Here is a 17787-nt window from a genome sequence, read left to right as displayed (position 1 = left end):
TAAGAGGAGATGGCTCCTCTTTTTTTGTTACCGTACTTTCTTTACTATGGAATATAGTTGCTCATAATATTATGGATAAATTTAAAAAAAGGGAGAATAAATAGCTATGAAACTTTTACCGATTGGAACAGTAGCGGGGTGGTTTAATTAACATGAAAAAAAGTATAAATTTTAATAAAAAAGCTTTTGAATATTATATGGCTCTTTATGCTATAAATGATATAAGATCGACTATAATTACTCTTGTTATTGGGATAGCAGATATATTTGTGCTTTTACCTGCTTTTGCGAATCCTGTTCAACCGATATATATATACATAATAGTTCCACCAGTTGCTTTTTTAAATGTATGGGCAATATGGATTGTTATAAATCCTAGGAAGCGGCAATTACAATACACTCTATTTCGTGGGGTATTTGGCATCGTATGTTCAGTAGGATTATTAGTTATAACCCAAAAGTTTGCATATGGGATGTTAGGATTACAAACTCCAATCTATTTTGTTTTTTCAGTGGGTTTGTATATTTTTGCTTTGAATTATTATTATAAAAATCATATAAAAAAACTTCAGGAACCAATCAAAAAATCAAAATCATCGAAAAAAAACTCTGGTTTTGGAGTAGTGGCTTTTGTAGGATTGGGTCAACTCGTTGCTAATATCAGTCTTGGTTTTGCAACACAAAAGATGGTAGCAATTGTATTAATGTGTGTATACTCCATGCTTTCGTTTATGTTGTTTCATTTCATTATGGAACTCCATAGGTATTATTATTTAAGGAAGCATATAGAAGATGGGGGTAGAACACATGAAACCTTTTAAAGAGGTTTATTGAATGTTAAGTATTGTGATTTATGGAAGGAAACAAAAACTTATGGTTAAAGAACCTGTGATGTATGACTATATTGGCTGTTTTTATCCAGAAGGAGGAAAGCTGATATGCAAGCATTTAAAGTTGGAAAATTAGTCACATTCGTTGCAATTATAATACTTCTTGTAGTTGCTGTTTTATCTCCTTACAACTTATTTAAAAAGATTTATTTTATTATTGGCGTTCTTATTATTGGCGCAATTTCACTTGGTGCAAATAAATTCTTTGAACTGATACACAGTAAATTTAATAAGAAATGATATTACTTATGTGATAGGGGAATTCAAAATATGAATAAATCATTAAGGATTTAGAGGGGAATTTCCACAATATGATTTTACCGGATTACGTGGAACTAAATTAGTTCATCACCATATTGGTGGTGGTCAAGCTGTTGGTGTTCCGCTGCCACTACATCCTGGTTTTGAAGGGATTCATAACGCAGAAAAAGCGATTGGAGCATGGGGGAAAAGATGCAGAATATGTAGAAATGCTTCAGAAATTTATTGAACATCATACATTAGGTGGTAAATAAAAAATGAAAAATGAAATGAAAAATTGTTTTGATAAAATAATTAGAGAGTGGCAAGATTGTAATAATTCATTGCCAAAATCTTTATGGATAGAAGAAGCAGAGGCTTTTATCTATGAAGGAGAACCAGATACAGAGGGGTACGTATTCTGGAAACCTTTAGAGAAAAATATAATTCATGATTTTTCTGATATAGAAAAAGATTTGGGGATACAATTACATAATTCAATTAAAGAATATTATAACTCTTATTGGTTTTTAGACTTAGGAGGCAATTATTTAGGTTATGATTTTGAATTAAATCCTGTTATACCAGGAATTGAACTGCATGATTTTTATGTATCTTTACAAGGATACCAAGGCGCACATGATAATCAACTGAATAATATTCCTATTGGTATGGAATTTAATGGTCTCTTGGTAGTTGTAGATAATGAAAATGGACAAGTGAAATTAGAAGATTATGAAAGTAAAAGCTTCGAAGTTATTTGTGATAGTTTAGCAGAATTAATTTTAAATCTTTCATAAGATATATAAAAAAATAAAAAGTAAAAGTTGACTCTTATGAGTCCGCTTTTACTTTTTTTAATATATAGTTAGGATTTATTGTTAAAAATTAGATAAGGAATGTATAAAGGACATTTGAAACGTTGATAGTATTGCAAACATATGAAGCGGAAATTACTAAAATTAAGAGACCTGATTATATACCTGTATTAGGTGATTATGATATAAGTGTCAAAGGTGAGATTATAATAGGTGGGGATGTTTATAGATTCCGCGCAGGTGAAGAATCAGGGTTTTCCGCAACTTCACCTAACGGTTATGGCGGGGGAGTTTCATTTGAATTTGAGAAGGAATCGAGATAATAGAATGCGAAAATTTTCAAAAATAGTTATATGTGTTGGTGCGTTAATAATGATTATACTGGGCATGATTGTACATGATACATGGAAGGATAGGATTTATTTTTCTTTAGCTGTACTTTTTGTTACCGTACTTTCTTTACTATGGAATATAGTTGCTCATAATATTATGGATAAATTTAAAAAAAAGGAGAATAAATAGCTATGAAACTTTTACCGATTGGAACAGTAGCGGGGTGGGTTAATTAACATGAAAAAAAGTCTAGATTTTAATAAGAAAGCTTTTGCACATTATATGGCTCTTTATCCTGTAAATGAAATAAGGGTCCAAGTAATTGTCCTTGTCCTTTTGGGGGCAGATGTGTTTGTTCTTTTGCCTGCTTTTGCGAATCCTTTTCGATTACTCTATGTATATATAGTAACTCCTCCAGTTATTTTTTTAAATTTGTGGGCGATATGGATTGCTATCAATCCTCGGAAACGACAATTACAATACACTCTATTTCGAGGAGTATATGGCACCATATGTTCAGTCGGATTATTGATTATAACTCAAAAATATGCCTATGAAGTGTTACAATTACAAACTCCCATCTATTTTATTCTTTCATTTGGTTTGTATGGTTTTGCTTTGTATCTTTTTTATAAAAATCATATTGAAAAACTTCAGGAACCAAGAAAAAAATCAAAATCATCGAAAGGAACTGGTGGTGTAAAAGTAGCAGCTATTGCAGCGGGATCGGGGCAGTTAATTGCTAATATAATTCTTAGCATTGCAACACAACAGATGGGGGCAATTGTATTTATGTGTGCATGCACAGTGTTTTCGTTTGCTTTGTTTTATATGATTATAGAACTCCATAAGTATTATTATTTACGGAAGCATATAGAAGATGGAGGGAAAATACGTATAGGCTTTTAAATGGAAAAAAAGAGCAGCTTCTCTAATGGTGATGAGCTTTCAACAAAGGCTATAGCTGGGAAATTGGATGTGAATATACCCTATGATTGGAAGAGTTTAAAAGAAGATGTATTTGTTAGTAAAGTTATTGGCGTAAAAGGGGCAGCAGGTATTTGAGATAACTCATATAAATTTAAATCCACAATTCCTTTAATGACACCTTTAGGTATCATACAATTAAAAGATAGAAAGGTTACAGTTACTCAAAAAAATTTTTCAGGAGAAGTTATAGCGGGTATTGACGATTACTCCTTAAAAGCAGGATCGGAAGCTTCTACACTTAAGTATGAAGTAGAAGTAAGTATGCTACATTTTTCAGATTAGTTTCCAATTTTTGGAGGTATAAACCTGGAAATTAAAGGTGATTTGGGATTAGGCGCAATAGGTTTGAAAGGTAGCGTTGGAAAAGAAACTGGTATAACGGTTCCTGCTTTAGAGGGTTTTACTGTGGGAAGTAGTTTAAAATTTGAAAAACCTGAGGAGAAAAAATGATATGAAAACTCCATCGTATAAACCATTATATATTTTAGTTTATGTCGTAATATCTGTATCTATTATAGGATTAATGATTACTCCATCCAACAATTTGTGGGAAAAATTGTTAGGAACTATCGTTCTCATTCTTTTGGGTGTAGGTTTAATATGTTTTTTAAAATTCGGACGGTGGGCGCAAGAGAAATTTTATGATAAATTTACAAAAAAACGGGATTAATATAAGACTGGAGTAATTTAAAACATGAGAGCAACCTTTGATGATATATGGTAGAAAACAGGAAAATTCAAAAACTAAGGAAACTTGGGATTATGTGGCTTGTTATTATCCTATTGGAAATGTTTTAACTGAATATAATATGTTTTTAAACCATGAATACATATCAGAAGTTATTTTTACTGGTTACATAAATGAGGATGAAATTAAGTTGCGTGAAGATTTGAAATGATAATTTGGAATTTATAACTATAATAAAATATATATATCTTAATGGATATAATTTTTTATTATAGTTATTTTTATAAGTTTAATGGTGAAAATTTTATTGGGAATAGAAGGGGTAATGATGGTAAAAATTTTTAAAAATACAATTTTATTTGTTTTGTGTTTAATAATTCTTAGTGGTTGTTTTACAAGAGAGGGAACTATTGTTGGTGGTAAAGTTCATGGTTCTTCAGATAGTGTATCAGGTAGTATATCTGGAGATTATAGAAAATTTACTGGATCTGCAACTCAAGATAGGAAAGTTAAAAAAGGTGAGAATTGGATTTTTTCTTTTGATGATAAAACTAAACAAGGAACTATAACTGCTTATGTTGTGGATTCAAATGATAATACAATACTAGAGTTTAATAGTGGCGAAGGCGAAAAAAATATTAAAGTGCCTAAGGATGATACATATAAGGTTAAAATTAAAACGGAAGAACATGGTGGGGAATTTCGAATATCATGGAAAAAAGAAAAATAGTTTTTTGATTGAAAAAAGCATCTAAAGAATACAATGTATTTTTTAATCATAATTAAATCGATAGTTTATTTTTTAAAGGTTTTGAAACAGTTGAAGAGTTAGAGTTAAGAAATAAACTAGCAAAATTTTAATGAAAAGGTAGATTAATTATATGTTTTCAGGATTTCAATGGTTTCCTAAAAAATGGGGAAAAAGAAAAGTTTCAGAACAGTTTCATCAATCAAAGTTTGCTGATGAAGGTAAAGGTATTTTGATTACTATTTATGCTATAGATTTGTATTTTATATCTATTCCTTTAAAGGTAAAAAAATATAATTAGTTTTAATCATAAATCTATTCTTTATTTGAAGGTTGGGGTAGAACACATGAAACCTTTTAAAGAGTCTGTATTGAATATTAAGTATATAATCGCGGTTCTCCTATAGTCAGTAAAGAATACGGAAAAGAAAAGGGAGAAGCAACATCATGAATATAGAATTACATTTAGATAAAGGAAGGATAGAAAAATAACAAAGGAGAGTAAAAATGAAAATTTGGGAATTAAAGAGTTCATTTGATGACTATGAATCCTTTCAACTATTGAATTTAGAAGAAGATTCTAAAAAGTATTTTGAAGGAAAAATTGACTCAGCAGTAAAAGCATCTGATTCATGGGGAGAAATACGTATTAAATGTGTAGAAGAAGGAAATCAAAGTGATTTTCCTCATTTTTGGGGAGAAGTTGGTACACCAATAGTTAGTGGGAAAGCTAAAAAATTCTTAGAGTCTATGCTTGGTGATAATGTAGAATTTCTTCCCCTAATTCATGATGTGCCGGGAGAAGTGTATTCTATAATTAACGTTCTAAATGCAATAGATGCCATTGACTATGAGAAAGCTATACTAAAGAAACTACGTTCTGGCTTAGTAATAGATTTCAAAAAATACGCATTCTTACCTAATATGGTTAAGAACCAAACAATATTTAAAGTTTACTTAAATGAAATATTACATATTCCTTCTGTTTTTGTATCAGATGAATTTAGAAATACAGTGTTAGAAAGTGATTTAAAAGGCTTTGAATTTGTAGAGGTATGGGATTCAAAAGCGGACATGTAAAAGAAAGTTCTTAAAATAACTGATAGAAGTTGAAGCAATGGTTTACATTAACTAGATACTTACAAGATGGAGATAGTATTGATATAGATTGGCCTATACCAAATATAATACCTATCCTAAAGGGGAATAAATTGAGAAAGAAGGTTTTTATATGTGGAAAGATACGCTTTTAGAAGTTGAAAAAACAATGAAAAGTTTTAATCTCAAACTGAATAAACCAGCAAAAGATACTGAAGTTCAAAGATTAAGAGAACGTGTTAAAGAAAGCTTTAATATTGATTTACCTAATGAGTATGAGGAATTTCTTAGAACTGTAAATGGCTTCGAATTTGATGGTCTGATAATTTATGGAGTTGACCCTTCTTTACTAGAAACAGAAAGAGATGAAACAGTTTATGGACTTTTAGAAAATAATAAGATTTGGTATGAGAATGAGTGGCAACAAGAGTACCTTTTCCTTGGAGATTCAGATATAGCATGGTTCTGTAAAAACATATCTGAAGGTACTTATTTAGAACTTGATAAACCATCTGGTACGGTAATGAACACATATAATGATTTTAATACAATGCTTGAGGAAGCGTTAAAAATAACCCTTCTTTAATAGGATGATAAAATTATAACTATTTATCCAATGTATTAAAGAATGTGAGGTACTCAAAAATGAAAGTAACTACTCAGCCCATAGTTAAAAATGCAAGACAATATAGAGGTAATTGCTAAGAAGCATCCCCCCTAAATTTCAGATGAAATTAAATGATTGAATATTTATATTTAAATAATCGACTATTTATGCTTTAATATTTCTATGTACATAACTGGGATAATTAGGGATTTATATTTAATATGTTTTAAGAAAGGGGAATGTTTTTTTATATGGAAACTCCAGAAAATCAATTTAAACGTGCACTTAATCCTTGGTTCTCCATTTGGACAAAACCACGTGATACAATGAAAGAAATTTTTATATCCAAACCTAAGAATGTGTTTTTGCTCATTTTATTAGGCTCCTTCGTACAGACTTTAGATCGAGCATCTTCTAAAAATGTGGCGGATTCAATAAGTAGTCCATTTTCAATAATCTCAATAGTTATATTCGGTACTTTCGTTGTTTTCTTAACTTATTATTTTTTGCTACCAGCGTTATTTAATTGGGTGGCAAAAAAACTTGGTGGACGAGGTACCTTTGAAAAAACACGTTACTCGGTTGCCTATTCTTATATCCCTTACGTTTATTCTCTTATATTAGTTTGGTTGCCTTCATTTTTCTTGTTTGGGATAGAAAACTTTACGAGTGAGACACCGAAAATGGATAGTAGCATAACTTTAACGATTTTGTTTATTATTTTTGCCATAATTGATGTAGTTATTGGAATTTGGACAATCATTATTTCCTTAAAATGTTTAGGAGAAGCACACCAATTTTCAGCATGGAAAGCATTATTAACAATAATAGTGTCCTTTATGATTATCATTCTTCCTTTGGTAATAATAGTATTTCTTATAGTAGGGGTTACAATCCTTTAATAATTTATTTGCTTCTTATGAACTTAGAAATTTAATTGAGGTTTGGAGACAAGCACAAAATAAGAGGAAAGAAATATATGCTATTAAAAAAAATCCAGAAGATCCGGTTTATCAGTTCTTAGCAGCAACATTTCATCAAGATACATTTTACGAAGAAGCACTCCAAGAGTTACTTGAAGAAGAAAGTACGGAATATTTACAAGACGCTATTATTTTTCTAACTGAATTTATTCAAAGTGATTATAGTGATAAAGAAAAAAATGAGTACATACAGTTTTCTACAGATGGGATATATTTTGAAGGATTAGAAATAACACCATTAGAATGGCTTGAACAAACAGTTAAAACGCTAAAACAAGCATTAAAAAACACTTAATAAAAAAATCGACCGCCCGTAATAGGCGGTCTTTATGTTGGTTCTGGGCAAGTTATCGGAGGGATTGTAGAAGGATTCAATTCACTAAATGATACAGTAACAAAAGAAAATATTAAGTATGCTATAGGCCATCCTAGATTTGTTCTTATTAATGATAAAATTATAACTGTTTATCCAAAGTACTAAAGATGGTGAGGTACCAAAAATGAAATATGATTATAAAATAACAAAATATGAAGATGTAGATTCTTTAAAAATAGAATTACCTAAAGAAATAGAAATTGTAGCCACATTTTTAGAAGATGATATCCAAGGGATTCCCATTAAATGGTGGTTACAACAAATCGATGAAGTATTAAACAATATAAAAGAATATAATGAATTTCAAGGTAATCTATGTGCAGTTCAAGTGAAAAAAGAAGAAACTCTACTAGTCGATTTATATTCTAATCATGATCCTAATATATGTAAAATAGAAACAACTGAACTTAGAGATTTAATTGAGATATGGGGACAAGCGCAAAAAAATGTATAAAAATAACAATTAAAAAATTAATTTTTATAAAAACATTTAAATTAAGACTCTTCTTAAGTGTGGGCTAGATAGCTCATGCTTTTTATTTTGGGTGACTATAACATTTATTTTTAAAATTTATAATCATACTATTTGTTGCGAACAAACTTTCAAAGAATCTATTGGTGCTACAGCGGCTGGTGTTGGTGCTGTTGTACATGGTGGATTGGTTTGGGATAAATCGATTCAAAATGCTAAGGATACTCTTCAAAAATTCGAGTCTTCTCCATCTTCTGGTGAGCGTATTAATAAAGTTAAAGAGAATGGTAAACTTAATAAAGAGGAAAATGCTACTAAAGGGATGGATAATACCAGTAATAAAACCAGCGGAGATAATCCAAAAGTAATTGAGGAATTAGAGGGACCTGTTATTGATGGAAAGCGAGTTGGAAGTGGAGAAAAGATTGATAAAGTAAAACCTATTTGGGGAAGAGATGAAAAAGGAAAGCCCATCATAGTAAAAGAGTTTCCTCATGTCCCTAAGGAACATGGCTTTTCTGATATTGTTGATAATTACTCAAGATTTGCTGATGAATTTCCATTAGTAGGAGGAGATCGTATTAGTAGAAGATTCTTCCAAATAGAAGGAAGCAACGGTGGTAAAAAAGGTGTCTTTGAGTGGATTGTTGAACCAAATGGAAATGTAAGTCATAGAAGATTTATTGAAAATGGTACTGTTACAGGGAAACCAAATCAAGTTCCAAAAAAGTAAAAGGAGAATTATATGGATTTAATAGATTTTAAGAACAAAGGTCTTAAGTATGATTGGAAAACTATTTACACCGGTGTAAATAAAAAATATTTCGAACCGAATGTCATTTCTGATTATGCGGTGGAACTAATGGAAGCCGGTGATGATGAAGCTTTTGTTAATGAACTAGCTTGGGGAATAGATTCTAGTGATTTAGATAAAATTTTGTTTGAAATTAAAGATTTCCACTTTCCTAATCTAGAAGAAAATAGTGAAGAATTACAGAATGAGATAAGTAAACTCAGATTCGTTTACTTATCTAAGTTAAAAGAAAAGATTACTGATGAGGATGAACTATTAAATAGAATTGCAGAGTTTTATGATAGACATGATTATCCTGAAGATATGACAAGTTTTATTACTTATATGCCCCAAGATACCCCAACTACGAAAGAAGATTTATTAAATAGGTTTTATAAATTTTTGGATTCAGAGAAAAAATTTATTGAATAGCTACTTTGCTAGATTCTGAGGGCAAGAAATGAATTTTTTGAAGAACAAGCCTTCTTTAAGATTGAATATTTCAATGAACCATGTTATCTAGCTTGGAGTAAGTGAAGAGAAAGTTACATATGGAGAATGATCAACAAAAGAGACCTAACATTTGCGGTCTCTTTTGTTGATTTAAATTAAAAAGTATCATTTAAGTGGATGCCCTTTTGTACCTCTTACTTTACATACAAATAGGCTTCAATTGCTGATACATAGTATCTTTTACCCTTGCTGTTATGTACTTTGTATTGTGGCGCTCCATTCACAGTTACCTTTACATCAATGGTAAATCCTAATCTTACCTCTAAAGCACCAACAACATCTTTACTCTGCCAAGAAAGAGATTTATCGAGTTCAGATAAACGAAGATTATAGAATACATAGTTTTAACTAGATTTATTATTAACTAATTTATCCCCACCACCAAGTTCCGCCTCAATCTGCGAAGTCTTCGATGACTCATCCATACGCCAATACGTAATAAAGCTTATCGCGATACATCCAGCTACGTAGAAGTAGAATAGTGATTCCATTCCGATACTCTTTAGCCATAATGCGATGAACTCAGCTGTTCCGCCGAATATCGCAACTGTTAGTGCATATGGTAAACCTACGCCAAGTGCGCGAATTTCAGTTGGGAAGAGTTCTGCTTTTACAATTGCGTTAATGGAAGTGTAACCAGTAACGATAATGAGACCGACCATCATGAGTAAAAATGCTACGATTGGTTCTGTCGTTTTTTCCATGAAGAAGAAGATTGGTGCTGTTAGTAACGTTCCAAGAATACCGAATGCCATTAATAGTGGGCGGCGTCCAATTTTATCGGATAATAGCCCCGCAATCGGTTGAAGTACGACGAATATAAGTAGTGCGACAAAGTTAATCCAGCTTACAACTTCTTTCGGAAGGCCGACTGTGTTTACCATGAATTTTTGTAAATATGTTGTGTACGTATAAAATGCGACAGTGCCTCCTAGTGTTAGGCCAACTACTGTTAATACTGCTTTCGGATGTTTCATAAGAGCGCTAATGGTTCCTGCGCTTTCGCGTTTTTGTGATTTTATGTTTGCGAATTGCTCCGACTCATCCATCGTGCGGCGAAGCCATAATACAGCTACTGCACCCATCGCTCCAATAATGAACGGAATACGCCATCCCCAAGCTTTCATATCTGGTTCGCTTAGTAATTGCTGAAGAACAATTTGAACGCCTAACGCAACCATTTGTCCAGCAACGAGCGTTACATATTGGAAACTTGAATAAAAGCCGCGGCGTCCACTACTAGCCATTTCAGATAAATACGTTGCGGAAGTCCCATACTCTCCGCCGAGTGATAATCCTTGTAGTAAACGGGCAAGAACTAAAATAATTGGTGCCATAATCCCGATGCTTTCGTAACTAGGTGTACAGGCGATAATTAAAGAACCACCTGCCATAACCGTAATCGAAAGTGTTAATGCTGCCCGGCGTCCGTGCCGATCCGCATAGCGTCCCATTAATAAACTTCCGATAGGGCGCATTAAAAATCCAACTGCGAAAATAGCTGCTGTGTTCAGTAACTGACTCGTTGGATCTCCTTTAGGAAAGAACTCTGCTGAAAAATAAACAGCGAAAGCAGAGTAAACGTACCAGTCGTACCATTCAATTAAATTGCCGACAGAACCTTTGAAAATATTGCCGGCGACTCGGTTAGATTTTGTTTGAGCCATAATCATTCCTCCTCTTGCTTATAAATAAAAAAATAATATGAAAGCGCGTTCATTGTAGTTGAATTGTACTGTCCTTTAACTAAAATCTCAATATTATGACAATTTTATTCTTTTTGTACTTTATGTACATGGATATTTTTAATAGTTGCTTCATTTTCAGTTTTGTCATAATAATAGAAAAAGGAGATTGATAGTTTTGAATATTTTATCAAAGGATATGAAGTATGAAGAAATCACGCAAAGTGTCATTGCAAACGAAAATAGTAAGCTTAATTATTACGTTAATTTTATTTGTCGTTCTCCTATTAGCAGGAATATTTGTTTACATTCAGTCCGTTGATACGAAGCGTCAAGTGGAGCAGCTAGCACTGCAAACGGCTAAATCTCTTTCTTTTATGCCAGCTATAAAAGATGTTTTTCAATATAACGAGCACAAAAGTACCATTCAATCCATTGCAGAACAAGTTCGTGAGCAAGCTGGTGCGGATTATGTAATTGTGGAAGATCGCTATGGGGTTATGTATTCGCATTCTAATTCGGAGCTGATTGGTACAAAGAGTAACAATCCATATAACTATGAAGCACTCACTTTTGGTGGTTATTATACGCTCGAAGGAAATGGTGCAAGTGGTCCAGCTTTAATGGCGAAAGCACCGATTATTGTTCAGAACGGAGACTACGATCAAGTAGTAGGCGTTGTGACGGTAGAGTTTTTAATAAAAGGTATCGAATCTAACATACTGAGCAGAACGAAAGAAATTATCCTCTTTTCCGTAGCGGTATTACTAGCCGGAATTGTTGGTGGGATTCTTTTAGCACGTAGTATTCGTAAAGATACACTCGGTTTAGAGCCGAATGAAATCGCAGCGTTATACCGGGAACGAAGCGCGATACTACTATCTATAAAAGAAGGGATTATCGCCATTGATCAAAACGGTTTTATTACGATGATGAATACGTCGGCAGAAGAAATGCTACATGTAAATGGTGATTATATGCAGCGGCACATTTCAAAAGTTTTACCGGAATTTCATATGGAGAGAGTACTAGAAAACGATCAAGAAATCGCATTTCAAGATAAAGTGTTTATTTTAAACATGACACCGATACTCGAAAATAACAGTACGGTAGGTGTTGTATGTAGTTTTAGAGATAAAACAGAATTGCAAAACCTTGTGAATACAATATCTGAGGTAAGAAAGTATTCAGAGGACTTGCGTGCTCAAACGCATGAATTTACAAATAAGTTGTTCGTCTTATCTGGCTTATTGCAGTTAGGGCATTACAAAGAAGCGATTGAATTTATCCAGCAAGAATCTAACATTCATCAAAGCCAAAATCATATTTTGTTCCATCAAATTCATGATGCGAAAGTACAAGCTATTTTATTAGGAAAAATCGGAACAGCGTCTGAAAAGAAAATCGATTTTCATATTGAAGGAGATAGTGCGCTTCATCCGTTACCAGACCATATAAAAGTGTCGCACCTTATTACGATCCTTGGAAACATAATTGATAATGCATTTGATGCGGTGAATGAACGAGAGGAAAAGAGAGTTTCTTTCTTTGTTACGGATATTGGGCACGATATTGTGTTTGAAGTGATAGATAGTGGAGTAGGAATACCAGCAGAAAAAATCGCGACCATTTTTCAAAAAGGATTTTCAACGAAAGGAAATGATCGTGGTTACGGACTAGCAAACGTGAAAGAAATGGTAGATGTACTAGAGGGAACAATTGAAATTCAAAACGAGAAAAATGGGGGAGCTATTTTTACAATTTACCTTCCGAAAACATTGAGAGAAAGTACATAACAAACAGGGGGATGGGCATATGTTGAAGGTTGCAATTGCAGAAGATGATTTCCGCGTAGCGCAAATTCAGGAGGAGTTTTTATCGAAAATAAAAGATGTAAAAGTGATTGGAAAAGCATTGAACGCGAAAGAAACGATGGAACTACTACAAAGGGAAGAAATCGACTTACTTCTATTAGATAATTACTTACCAGATGGAATTGGTACAGACTTATTGCCGAAAATCCATGCTGACTTTCCAAACGTTGACGTCATTATGGTTACTGCGGCAAATGAAAACCATATGTTAGAAAAAGCGATTCGAAACGGCGTAAGCAACTATCTTATAAAACCGGTCACATTAGAAAAATTCGTCCGCACAATTGAAGACTATAAAAGAAAGAAGCAACTATTACATAGTAACAATGAAGTGAATCAAACACTCATCGATAACTTTTTTGGTACTTCGCAAATACAAGATATGAAAAACTTACCGACAGGTGTCGATCCGTTAACATTGCAAAAAGTGAAAGGCATTATAAAAGGATTCGAAGAGGGTATTACAATAGAAGAAATGGGAGAACAAATGGGGGCTTCCCGAACAACCGCAAGAAGATATTTAGAATACTTAGTAGCGACAAATGAATGCACAGTAGAGTACACATACGGCATTATCGGACGACCAGAACGAAAATATCGAATAGGACGAGGACTATGAAAAAACGATTATTACTATGTATATGGATCATGACAGGAGTAATAGCTGGTTGTTCCTCAGAAAAATCTCAAACGAATACAGTAAACATAGAAGAAGTAGAAATCGTTGCGCCAAACGTTCCAGGAGCTGGATGGGACTTAACAGCGCGAGCAATGCAAAAAACACTAACAGAAGAAAAAATCTTCACAAAACCAATCACAGTCACAAACAAAGTAGGTGGCAGCGGTGACGTCGGATGGAAATATACGAAACAAAAAGGCGGTCACGTACTGGCGATTAACTCAAGCTTACTCATAACGAACAACCTATTAGGCCACAGTAAATTAACATATAAAGACTTCACACCGCTCGCAACACTCGCATCGGACTGGGAAGTCGTTGTCGTATCAAAAGAATCAAACATAGAAAACGCAAACGAACTAATGGAACAACTAAAACAAGACAAGCAAAACTTCAAAATCGGCGTTGCCCCAGGCCTAGGAAACGACGATCATCTATCCTTCGTACAAGTAAGCAAAGCATTCGGCATAAACCCAGCCGAACTACAATTCTTCGTCTACGAAAACAAAGAAAAAATCATAAATGCCCTAACGAACAAACAAATAGACGCCGCAACCATGACCCTATCCGAAGCCGAAAAACAATACAAAGCCGGCAAAATAAAAATACTAGCCGTATCCGCACCAAAACGACTAGACCGACTACCAGAAATCCCAACATGGAAAGAACAAGGAATCAACGTCATATTCCAGCACTGGAAAGGGATCATGGGCCCGAAAGATATGACGGAGGAAGAGGTTGCTTATTGGGATGGTGTGATTAAGAGGATGGTTGAGAGTGATAGTTGGAAGGGGATTTTGAGGGAGCGGGGTTGGGAGAGTTTTTATAAGGATAGTGGGGAGAGTAGGAGGTTTTTGGAGGAGAGTGTTAAGGACTATGGGGAGATGATTAATTTTAATATTTAATTGTCTCCCTATTAGTTCGATTCAAAGAAGATATAGAACCTTTTAAAGCACAGATTATAGTGCCGGCTAACTTAGGGTTTAAAAGGTTTCCGTAATATAATTATTTGTAATTAAATTAAGTATTGATTGTTCTATGATATAAAACAAACTTTTCGGTTATCAAAGGAAAAATATGTTGTTAAGGCCGTTTCATTATGTATAGAGGGATTTTCGATTTTACATAGATGAAATGTTTCGAAAAAGAGTGTAGCCTATACGAGGAGCATGTATCTCTTGAATAGGGTAGATACTAACTAGGTTGAAGTAGATTTAGTTGTGTTTTTGTGCTTCCCAATCAAATACGTTCCTTATTAAATGCAGTACTAACGCATGGTCTTCAGAAGTCCGAGACAATAATAAGTCCATGATAGTGTTTAGATCGTCTAGTTTATCCATAGGTTGAAGATATCGAAATAGTTCCTCTAAGGTAATACCTAATCCCTTGGTAACTTTAGCCAAGCTTTCTAAAGTTACGTTTTTTTCGCCTCGCTCAATAGCCCCTATGTGATTTGTGTGTATGCCTGATAATTCGCCTAGTCGTTCCTGACTTAAGTTTTTTTCTTTTCTTAAAAAACGAATACGTTCTCCTAATTTTGTAGTTAGTTCCATAAATACCACCTTCTAGAGTTAAACTAAGTAATACAATAATGATACTAATAACTGATAAGTGAATTGTTATATTATTATACCATTTATATGTTTTATGTGGTAAGGATTTCATAGAGAGATGTATTATTTGAAAAGAACAGTATAAAAAGTGAAAAAGAATATTTTTTCCTATTATTAAGTAAGAGGCATCTATCTTCTTCTTTTGTTGACCTACCTATTCTCGATATGTTAATTTAAATGTAACATATCGAGAATAGGTAGGGTAAGGTATGCAATTTGTTCATCCTATAAAAAGTATAGAAGATATTCAAAAGATGGAAAAAGCATTGATGTGCCATTGTTCATATCGAGATTATTTTATGTTTGTTTTTGGTATTCATACGGGATTAAGAATTAGTGATATATTGCCACTGAAAGTAAAAGATGTTAAAGGGAAACGATATTTGCTTTTAATAGGAGATAAGAGTGAAAAAGTAAAAAAGGTAGTATTAGATGACGTTTTAATATCGGTGATTTTAGAGTATATACAAGACAAGCAGGATGGTGAGTGGCTTTTTCCCAGTAGAAACGGTAATGAACATATCTCAAGAGTACAAGCATACCGTGCTTTAAATAAGGCAGCACAAAAAATAGGTATAGATAGAATAGGAACTCATACATTGAGAAAAACATTTGGTTATCATTATTATCGAAAAACTAATGATATTAATACGCTAATGGAATTTTTTAACCATTCCTGCAAGAGTGTAACTAGAAAGTATATAGATGTTTTTGAGGAATTACCATCTAATACAGCTAAATTAAAAAGAGTTATTTCCTAATAATGACTGAAGATTTCTTAATTATTAGGGTGATATAATAAATTTAACAGAGGATTTTTTGAGTTAGAAGGAGAGAACTTTAATGACTGTAAAGTATAAATTAGGGAGTATGTTTGCTGGAGTTGGCGGCACATGCTTGGGATTTCAACAAGCCGGTGCTGAAATTGTTTGGGCTAATGAAGTGGATCGTAATGCTTCCATCACATACAGACATTTTTGGAAAGGTGAATATTTACAAGAGGCTGATGTTACAGAGGTAGATAAAACTACGGTTCCACAGTTAGATATATTAATTGGTGGATTTCCATGTCAAGCGTTCAGTATCGCAGGTTATCGAAAAGGATTTGAAGATGAGAGAGGAAATATGTTTTTCCAAATTCTTGACGTAATTGATGCACAAGAAAAAATGTATGGTACTAAACCAAAAGCAATTATGTTAGAGAATGTTAAAAATTTACAAAATCACGATAAAGGCAATACTTTTAAGGTTATTAAAGAGTGTCTAGAGGACAAAGGATATACAATAAAGGCTAAGGTTTTAAACTCAATGGAGTATGGAAATGTTCCACAAAATAGAGAGCGAATTTATATTGTTGGATTTTTAGAAAATGAGTTGACAGCGAAATTTGATTTTCCAGCGCCAATCCCATTAACTAATACACTTAATACAGTTATTAATCGAAATAGTAGTATTAACGATGAAAAATATAAAGCATTTTATTATCTCCCAGAAAAGGTTAGTTTTTATAATGAACTTCAAGAAGGAATGACTAGCCATGAAACCGTTTATCAGTGGCGTAGAGTATATGTGAGAGAAAATAAAAATAATGTTTGTCCGACACTAACAGCTAATATGGGAACGGGTGGCCATAATGTCCCTCTGATTTTAGATAATGAAAATAATATTAGAAAATTAACACCTAAAGAATGCTTATTACTTCAAGGGTTTCCAGAAGAATTAACTTTGCCACAAGGAATGGCGAATAGTCATTTGTATAAACAAGCTGGTAATTCGGTTACGGTTCCTGTGATTCGTCGTATTGCAAATAACATAATTGAGGTGTTAAGAGGCAATGAATTAATTGATGATGTCATTGTTCAAGAAGGAACTGATGGACAATTAACTTTTGCATAGAAACGCTTTTAAAGATGTGCCTATTAATGTAAAATTACGAATAACCCCCTTTTTTCATGGAGTATTTATGAAAAAAGGGGTTTTTAGGTTTCAATGATTATCATAGGGGAACTGAAATTTTTAAATATGTTTTTGTAGTAATACGTTGTTTTGAGCGCATATTGTTGCTGGAAAAATTCTTTGAGATGCGGTGTATTCCAAAAAAAGATTTTTTTATTGATGCAGTATTTTTGGGGGATAAACGTAATTAACTAAAAGTTTTACATATGTTAAGATATTTATAAAATATAAGAATTGATAGATTATTATATTGGATGTTTAAACATAAAGTCTCTAGTGTATGAAATTAATGAACAGCTTTATATAAAGCGATTATAGTTGTTTTCTCAATCATATAGAAAGAAATAGTAAATTAACTGATTTGAAGAAGATTAGATAGGAAGAGAGAATGGGATTTAAAGTATTACTAGTAGTAATTAAGGTGATAGATT

The 17787-nt window shown here is 32.9% G+C and carries 23 protein-coding genes and 5 pseudogenes; 25 read left to right on the top strand and 3 right to left on the bottom strand.

Going from position 1 to position 17787, the window contains the following annotated elements:
* Positions 1-152 precede the first annotated feature (152 nt).
* The 20 genes and pseudogenes from BAQ48_RS08645 to BAQ48_RS08565 all read left to right on the top strand — a co-directional run bounded on the left by BAQ48_RS08645 (position 153) and on the right by BAQ48_RS08565 (position 9468).
* Entirely contained in the window at positions 153-821 is a 669-nt protein-coding gene (locus BAQ48_RS08645) for a hypothetical protein (protein WP_071710754.1), read from the top strand.
* A gap of 22 nt (positions 822-843) precedes the next feature.
* Positions 844-927: pseudogene (locus BAQ48_RS27520) on the top strand (DUF4176 domain-containing protein); the annotation flags it as partial.
* 11 nt (positions 928-938) lie between these two features.
* Positions 939-1130 (top strand): hypothetical protein, encoded by a 192-nt coding sequence (locus tag BAQ48_RS08635; RefSeq protein ID WP_071710752.1) that lies wholly within the window; start codon positions 939-941, stop codon positions 1128-1130.
* A gap of 278 nt (positions 1131-1408) precedes the next feature.
* The gene (locus tag BAQ48_RS08630; RefSeq protein ID WP_071710751.1) at positions 1409-1930 is read left to right on the top strand and encodes a SecY-interacting protein Syd; all 522 of its coding nucleotides are present in this window, start codon (positions 1409-1411) and stop codon (positions 1928-1930) included.
* 122 nt (positions 1931-2052) lie between these two features.
* Positions 2053-2271: a hypothetical protein gene (locus BAQ48_RS08625; protein ID WP_242660451.1), complete on the top strand. Its 219-nt coding sequence runs from the start codon at positions 2053-2055 to the stop codon at positions 2269-2271.
* A 247-nt stretch (positions 2272-2518) separates the two neighbouring features.
* Positions 2519-3190, top strand: a complete 672-nt coding sequence (locus BAQ48_RS08615) for a hypothetical protein (protein WP_071710750.1) — start codon at positions 2519-2521, stop codon at positions 3188-3190.
* Positions 3191-3346 (top strand): hypothetical protein, encoded by a 156-nt coding sequence (locus tag BAQ48_RS27910; RefSeq protein WP_000412691.1) that lies wholly within the window; start codon positions 3191-3193, stop codon positions 3344-3346.
* A 36-nt stretch (positions 3347-3382) separates the two neighbouring features.
* On the top strand, positions 3383-3553 hold the full coding sequence (locus BAQ48_RS28230; RefSeq protein WP_165613789.1) for a hypothetical protein: 171 nt from the start codon (positions 3383-3385) through the stop codon (positions 3551-3553).
* A 169-nt stretch (positions 3554-3722) separates the two neighbouring features.
* On the top strand, positions 3723-3941 hold the full coding sequence (locus BAQ48_RS28225) for a hypothetical protein (RefSeq protein WP_000856862.1): 219 nt from the start codon (positions 3723-3725) through the stop codon (positions 3939-3941).
* Between the two features lie 28 nt (positions 3942-3969).
* Positions 3970-4170 (top strand): annotated as a pseudogene (locus BAQ48_RS08605) (DUF4176 domain-containing protein); the annotation flags it as partial.
* Between the two features lie 117 nt (positions 4171-4287).
* Complete coding sequence (locus BAQ48_RS08600; RefSeq protein ID WP_071710749.1) at positions 4288-4689, top strand: hypothetical protein; 402 nt, start codon at positions 4288-4290, stop codon at positions 4687-4689.
* A 151-nt stretch (positions 4690-4840) separates the two neighbouring features.
* The gene (locus BAQ48_RS27900; protein ID WP_000490950.1) at positions 4841-5008 is read left to right on the top strand and encodes a hypothetical protein; all 168 of its coding nucleotides are present in this window, start codon (positions 4841-4843) and stop codon (positions 5006-5008) included.
* Between the two features lie 206 nt (positions 5009-5214).
* A complete protein-coding gene (locus BAQ48_RS08595) occupies positions 5215-5787 on the top strand; it encodes an imm11 family protein (protein WP_071710748.1) in 573 nt (190 codons plus the stop codon).
* A 151-nt stretch (positions 5788-5938) separates the two neighbouring features.
* Positions 5939-6391 (top strand): YrhA family protein, encoded by a 453-nt coding sequence (locus BAQ48_RS08590; RefSeq protein ID WP_071710747.1) that lies wholly within the window; start codon positions 5939-5941, stop codon positions 6389-6391.
* A 272-nt stretch (positions 6392-6663) separates the two neighbouring features.
* Positions 6664-7314 (top strand): Yip1 family protein, encoded by a 651-nt coding sequence (locus BAQ48_RS08585; RefSeq protein WP_071710746.1) that lies wholly within the window; start codon positions 6664-6666, stop codon positions 7312-7314.
* An 82-nt stretch (positions 7315-7396) separates the two neighbouring features.
* Positions 7397-7690, top strand: coding sequence for a contact-dependent growth inhibition system immunity protein (locus BAQ48_RS28220; protein WP_071710791.1), 294 nt, complete (start codon positions 7397-7399; stop codon positions 7688-7690).
* 27 nt (positions 7691-7717) lie between these two features.
* Positions 7718-7825 (top strand): annotated as a pseudogene (locus tag BAQ48_RS28215) (WXG100 family type VII secretion target); the annotation flags it as partial.
* Positions 7826-7895: 70 nt separating this feature from the next.
* Positions 7896-8225, top strand: a complete 330-nt coding sequence (locus tag BAQ48_RS08575) for a hypothetical protein (RefSeq protein WP_000872946.1) — start codon at positions 7896-7898, stop codon at positions 8223-8225.
* Between the two features lie 166 nt (positions 8226-8391).
* A pseudogene (locus tag BAQ48_RS27505) lies at positions 8392-8976 on the top strand (hypothetical protein); the annotation flags it as partial.
* Positions 8977-8988: 12 nt separating this feature from the next.
* Entirely contained in the window at positions 8989-9468 is a 480-nt protein-coding gene (locus BAQ48_RS08565) for a DUF2247 family protein (protein WP_000364132.1), read from the top strand.
* Between the two features lie 215 nt (positions 9469-9683).
* Here the strand turns inward: BAQ48_RS08565 and BAQ48_RS28210 are convergent.
* Positions 9684-9845 (bottom strand): annotated as a pseudogene (locus tag BAQ48_RS28210) (N-acetylmuramoyl-L-alanine amidase); the annotation flags it as partial.
* Positions 9846-9893: 48 nt separating this feature from the next.
* Entirely contained in the window at positions 9894-11216 is a 1323-nt protein-coding gene (locus tag BAQ48_RS08560; protein ID WP_071710745.1) for an MFS transporter, read from the bottom strand.
* Positions 11217-11440: 224 nt separating this feature from the next.
* On the opposite strand from BAQ48_RS08560, the gene BAQ48_RS08555 reads away from it, so the two are divergent.
* From BAQ48_RS08555 to BAQ48_RS08545, 3 genes are read left to right on the top strand one after another with little or no spacing between them, the layout of a single operon-like run.
* Positions 11441-13030: an ATP-binding protein gene (locus BAQ48_RS08555; protein ID WP_071710744.1), complete on the top strand. Its 1590-nt coding sequence runs from the start codon at positions 11441-11443 to the stop codon at positions 13028-13030.
* Positions 13031-13049: 19 nt separating this feature from the next.
* On the top strand, positions 13050-13727 hold the full coding sequence (locus BAQ48_RS08550; RefSeq protein ID WP_071710743.1) for a response regulator: 678 nt from the start codon (positions 13050-13052) through the stop codon (positions 13725-13727).
* The gene (locus BAQ48_RS08545) at positions 13724-14692 is read left to right on the top strand and encodes a tripartite tricarboxylate transporter substrate binding protein (RefSeq protein ID WP_071710742.1); all 969 of its coding nucleotides are present in this window, start codon (positions 13724-13726) and stop codon (positions 14690-14692) included. Before BAQ48_RS08550 ends, BAQ48_RS08545 begins: the two co-directional genes overlap by 4 nt.
* A gap of 309 nt (positions 14693-15001) precedes the next feature.
* On the opposite strand, the gene BAQ48_RS08540 is transcribed toward BAQ48_RS08545, so the two are convergent.
* Positions 15002-15340 carry a helix-turn-helix domain-containing protein gene (locus tag BAQ48_RS08540; RefSeq protein WP_071710741.1) on the bottom strand — a complete coding sequence of 113 codons (339 nt, stop codon included), beginning with the start codon at positions 15338-15340 and terminating at the stop codon, positions 15002-15004.
* Between the two features lie 269 nt (positions 15341-15609).
* Here BAQ48_RS08540 and BAQ48_RS08535 point away from each other — a divergent pair, with 269 nt between their 5' ends.
* Positions 15610-16161: a tyrosine-type recombinase/integrase gene (locus tag BAQ48_RS08535; RefSeq protein WP_071710740.1), complete on the top strand. Its 552-nt coding sequence runs from the start codon at positions 15610-15612 to the stop codon at positions 16159-16161.
* 82 nt (positions 16162-16243) lie between these two features.
* Positions 16244-17296 (top strand): DNA cytosine methyltransferase, encoded by a 1053-nt coding sequence (locus BAQ48_RS08530; protein ID WP_071710739.1) that lies wholly within the window; start codon positions 16244-16246, stop codon positions 17294-17296.
* Positions 17297-17787 lie beyond the last annotated feature (491 nt).

Source organism: Bacillus luti, from assembly GCF_001884105.1.
GTDB lineage: Bacteria > Bacillota > Bacilli > Bacillales > Bacillaceae_G > Bacillus_A > Bacillus_A luti.
This window is presented reverse-complemented; position numbering and strand designations above follow the sequence as displayed.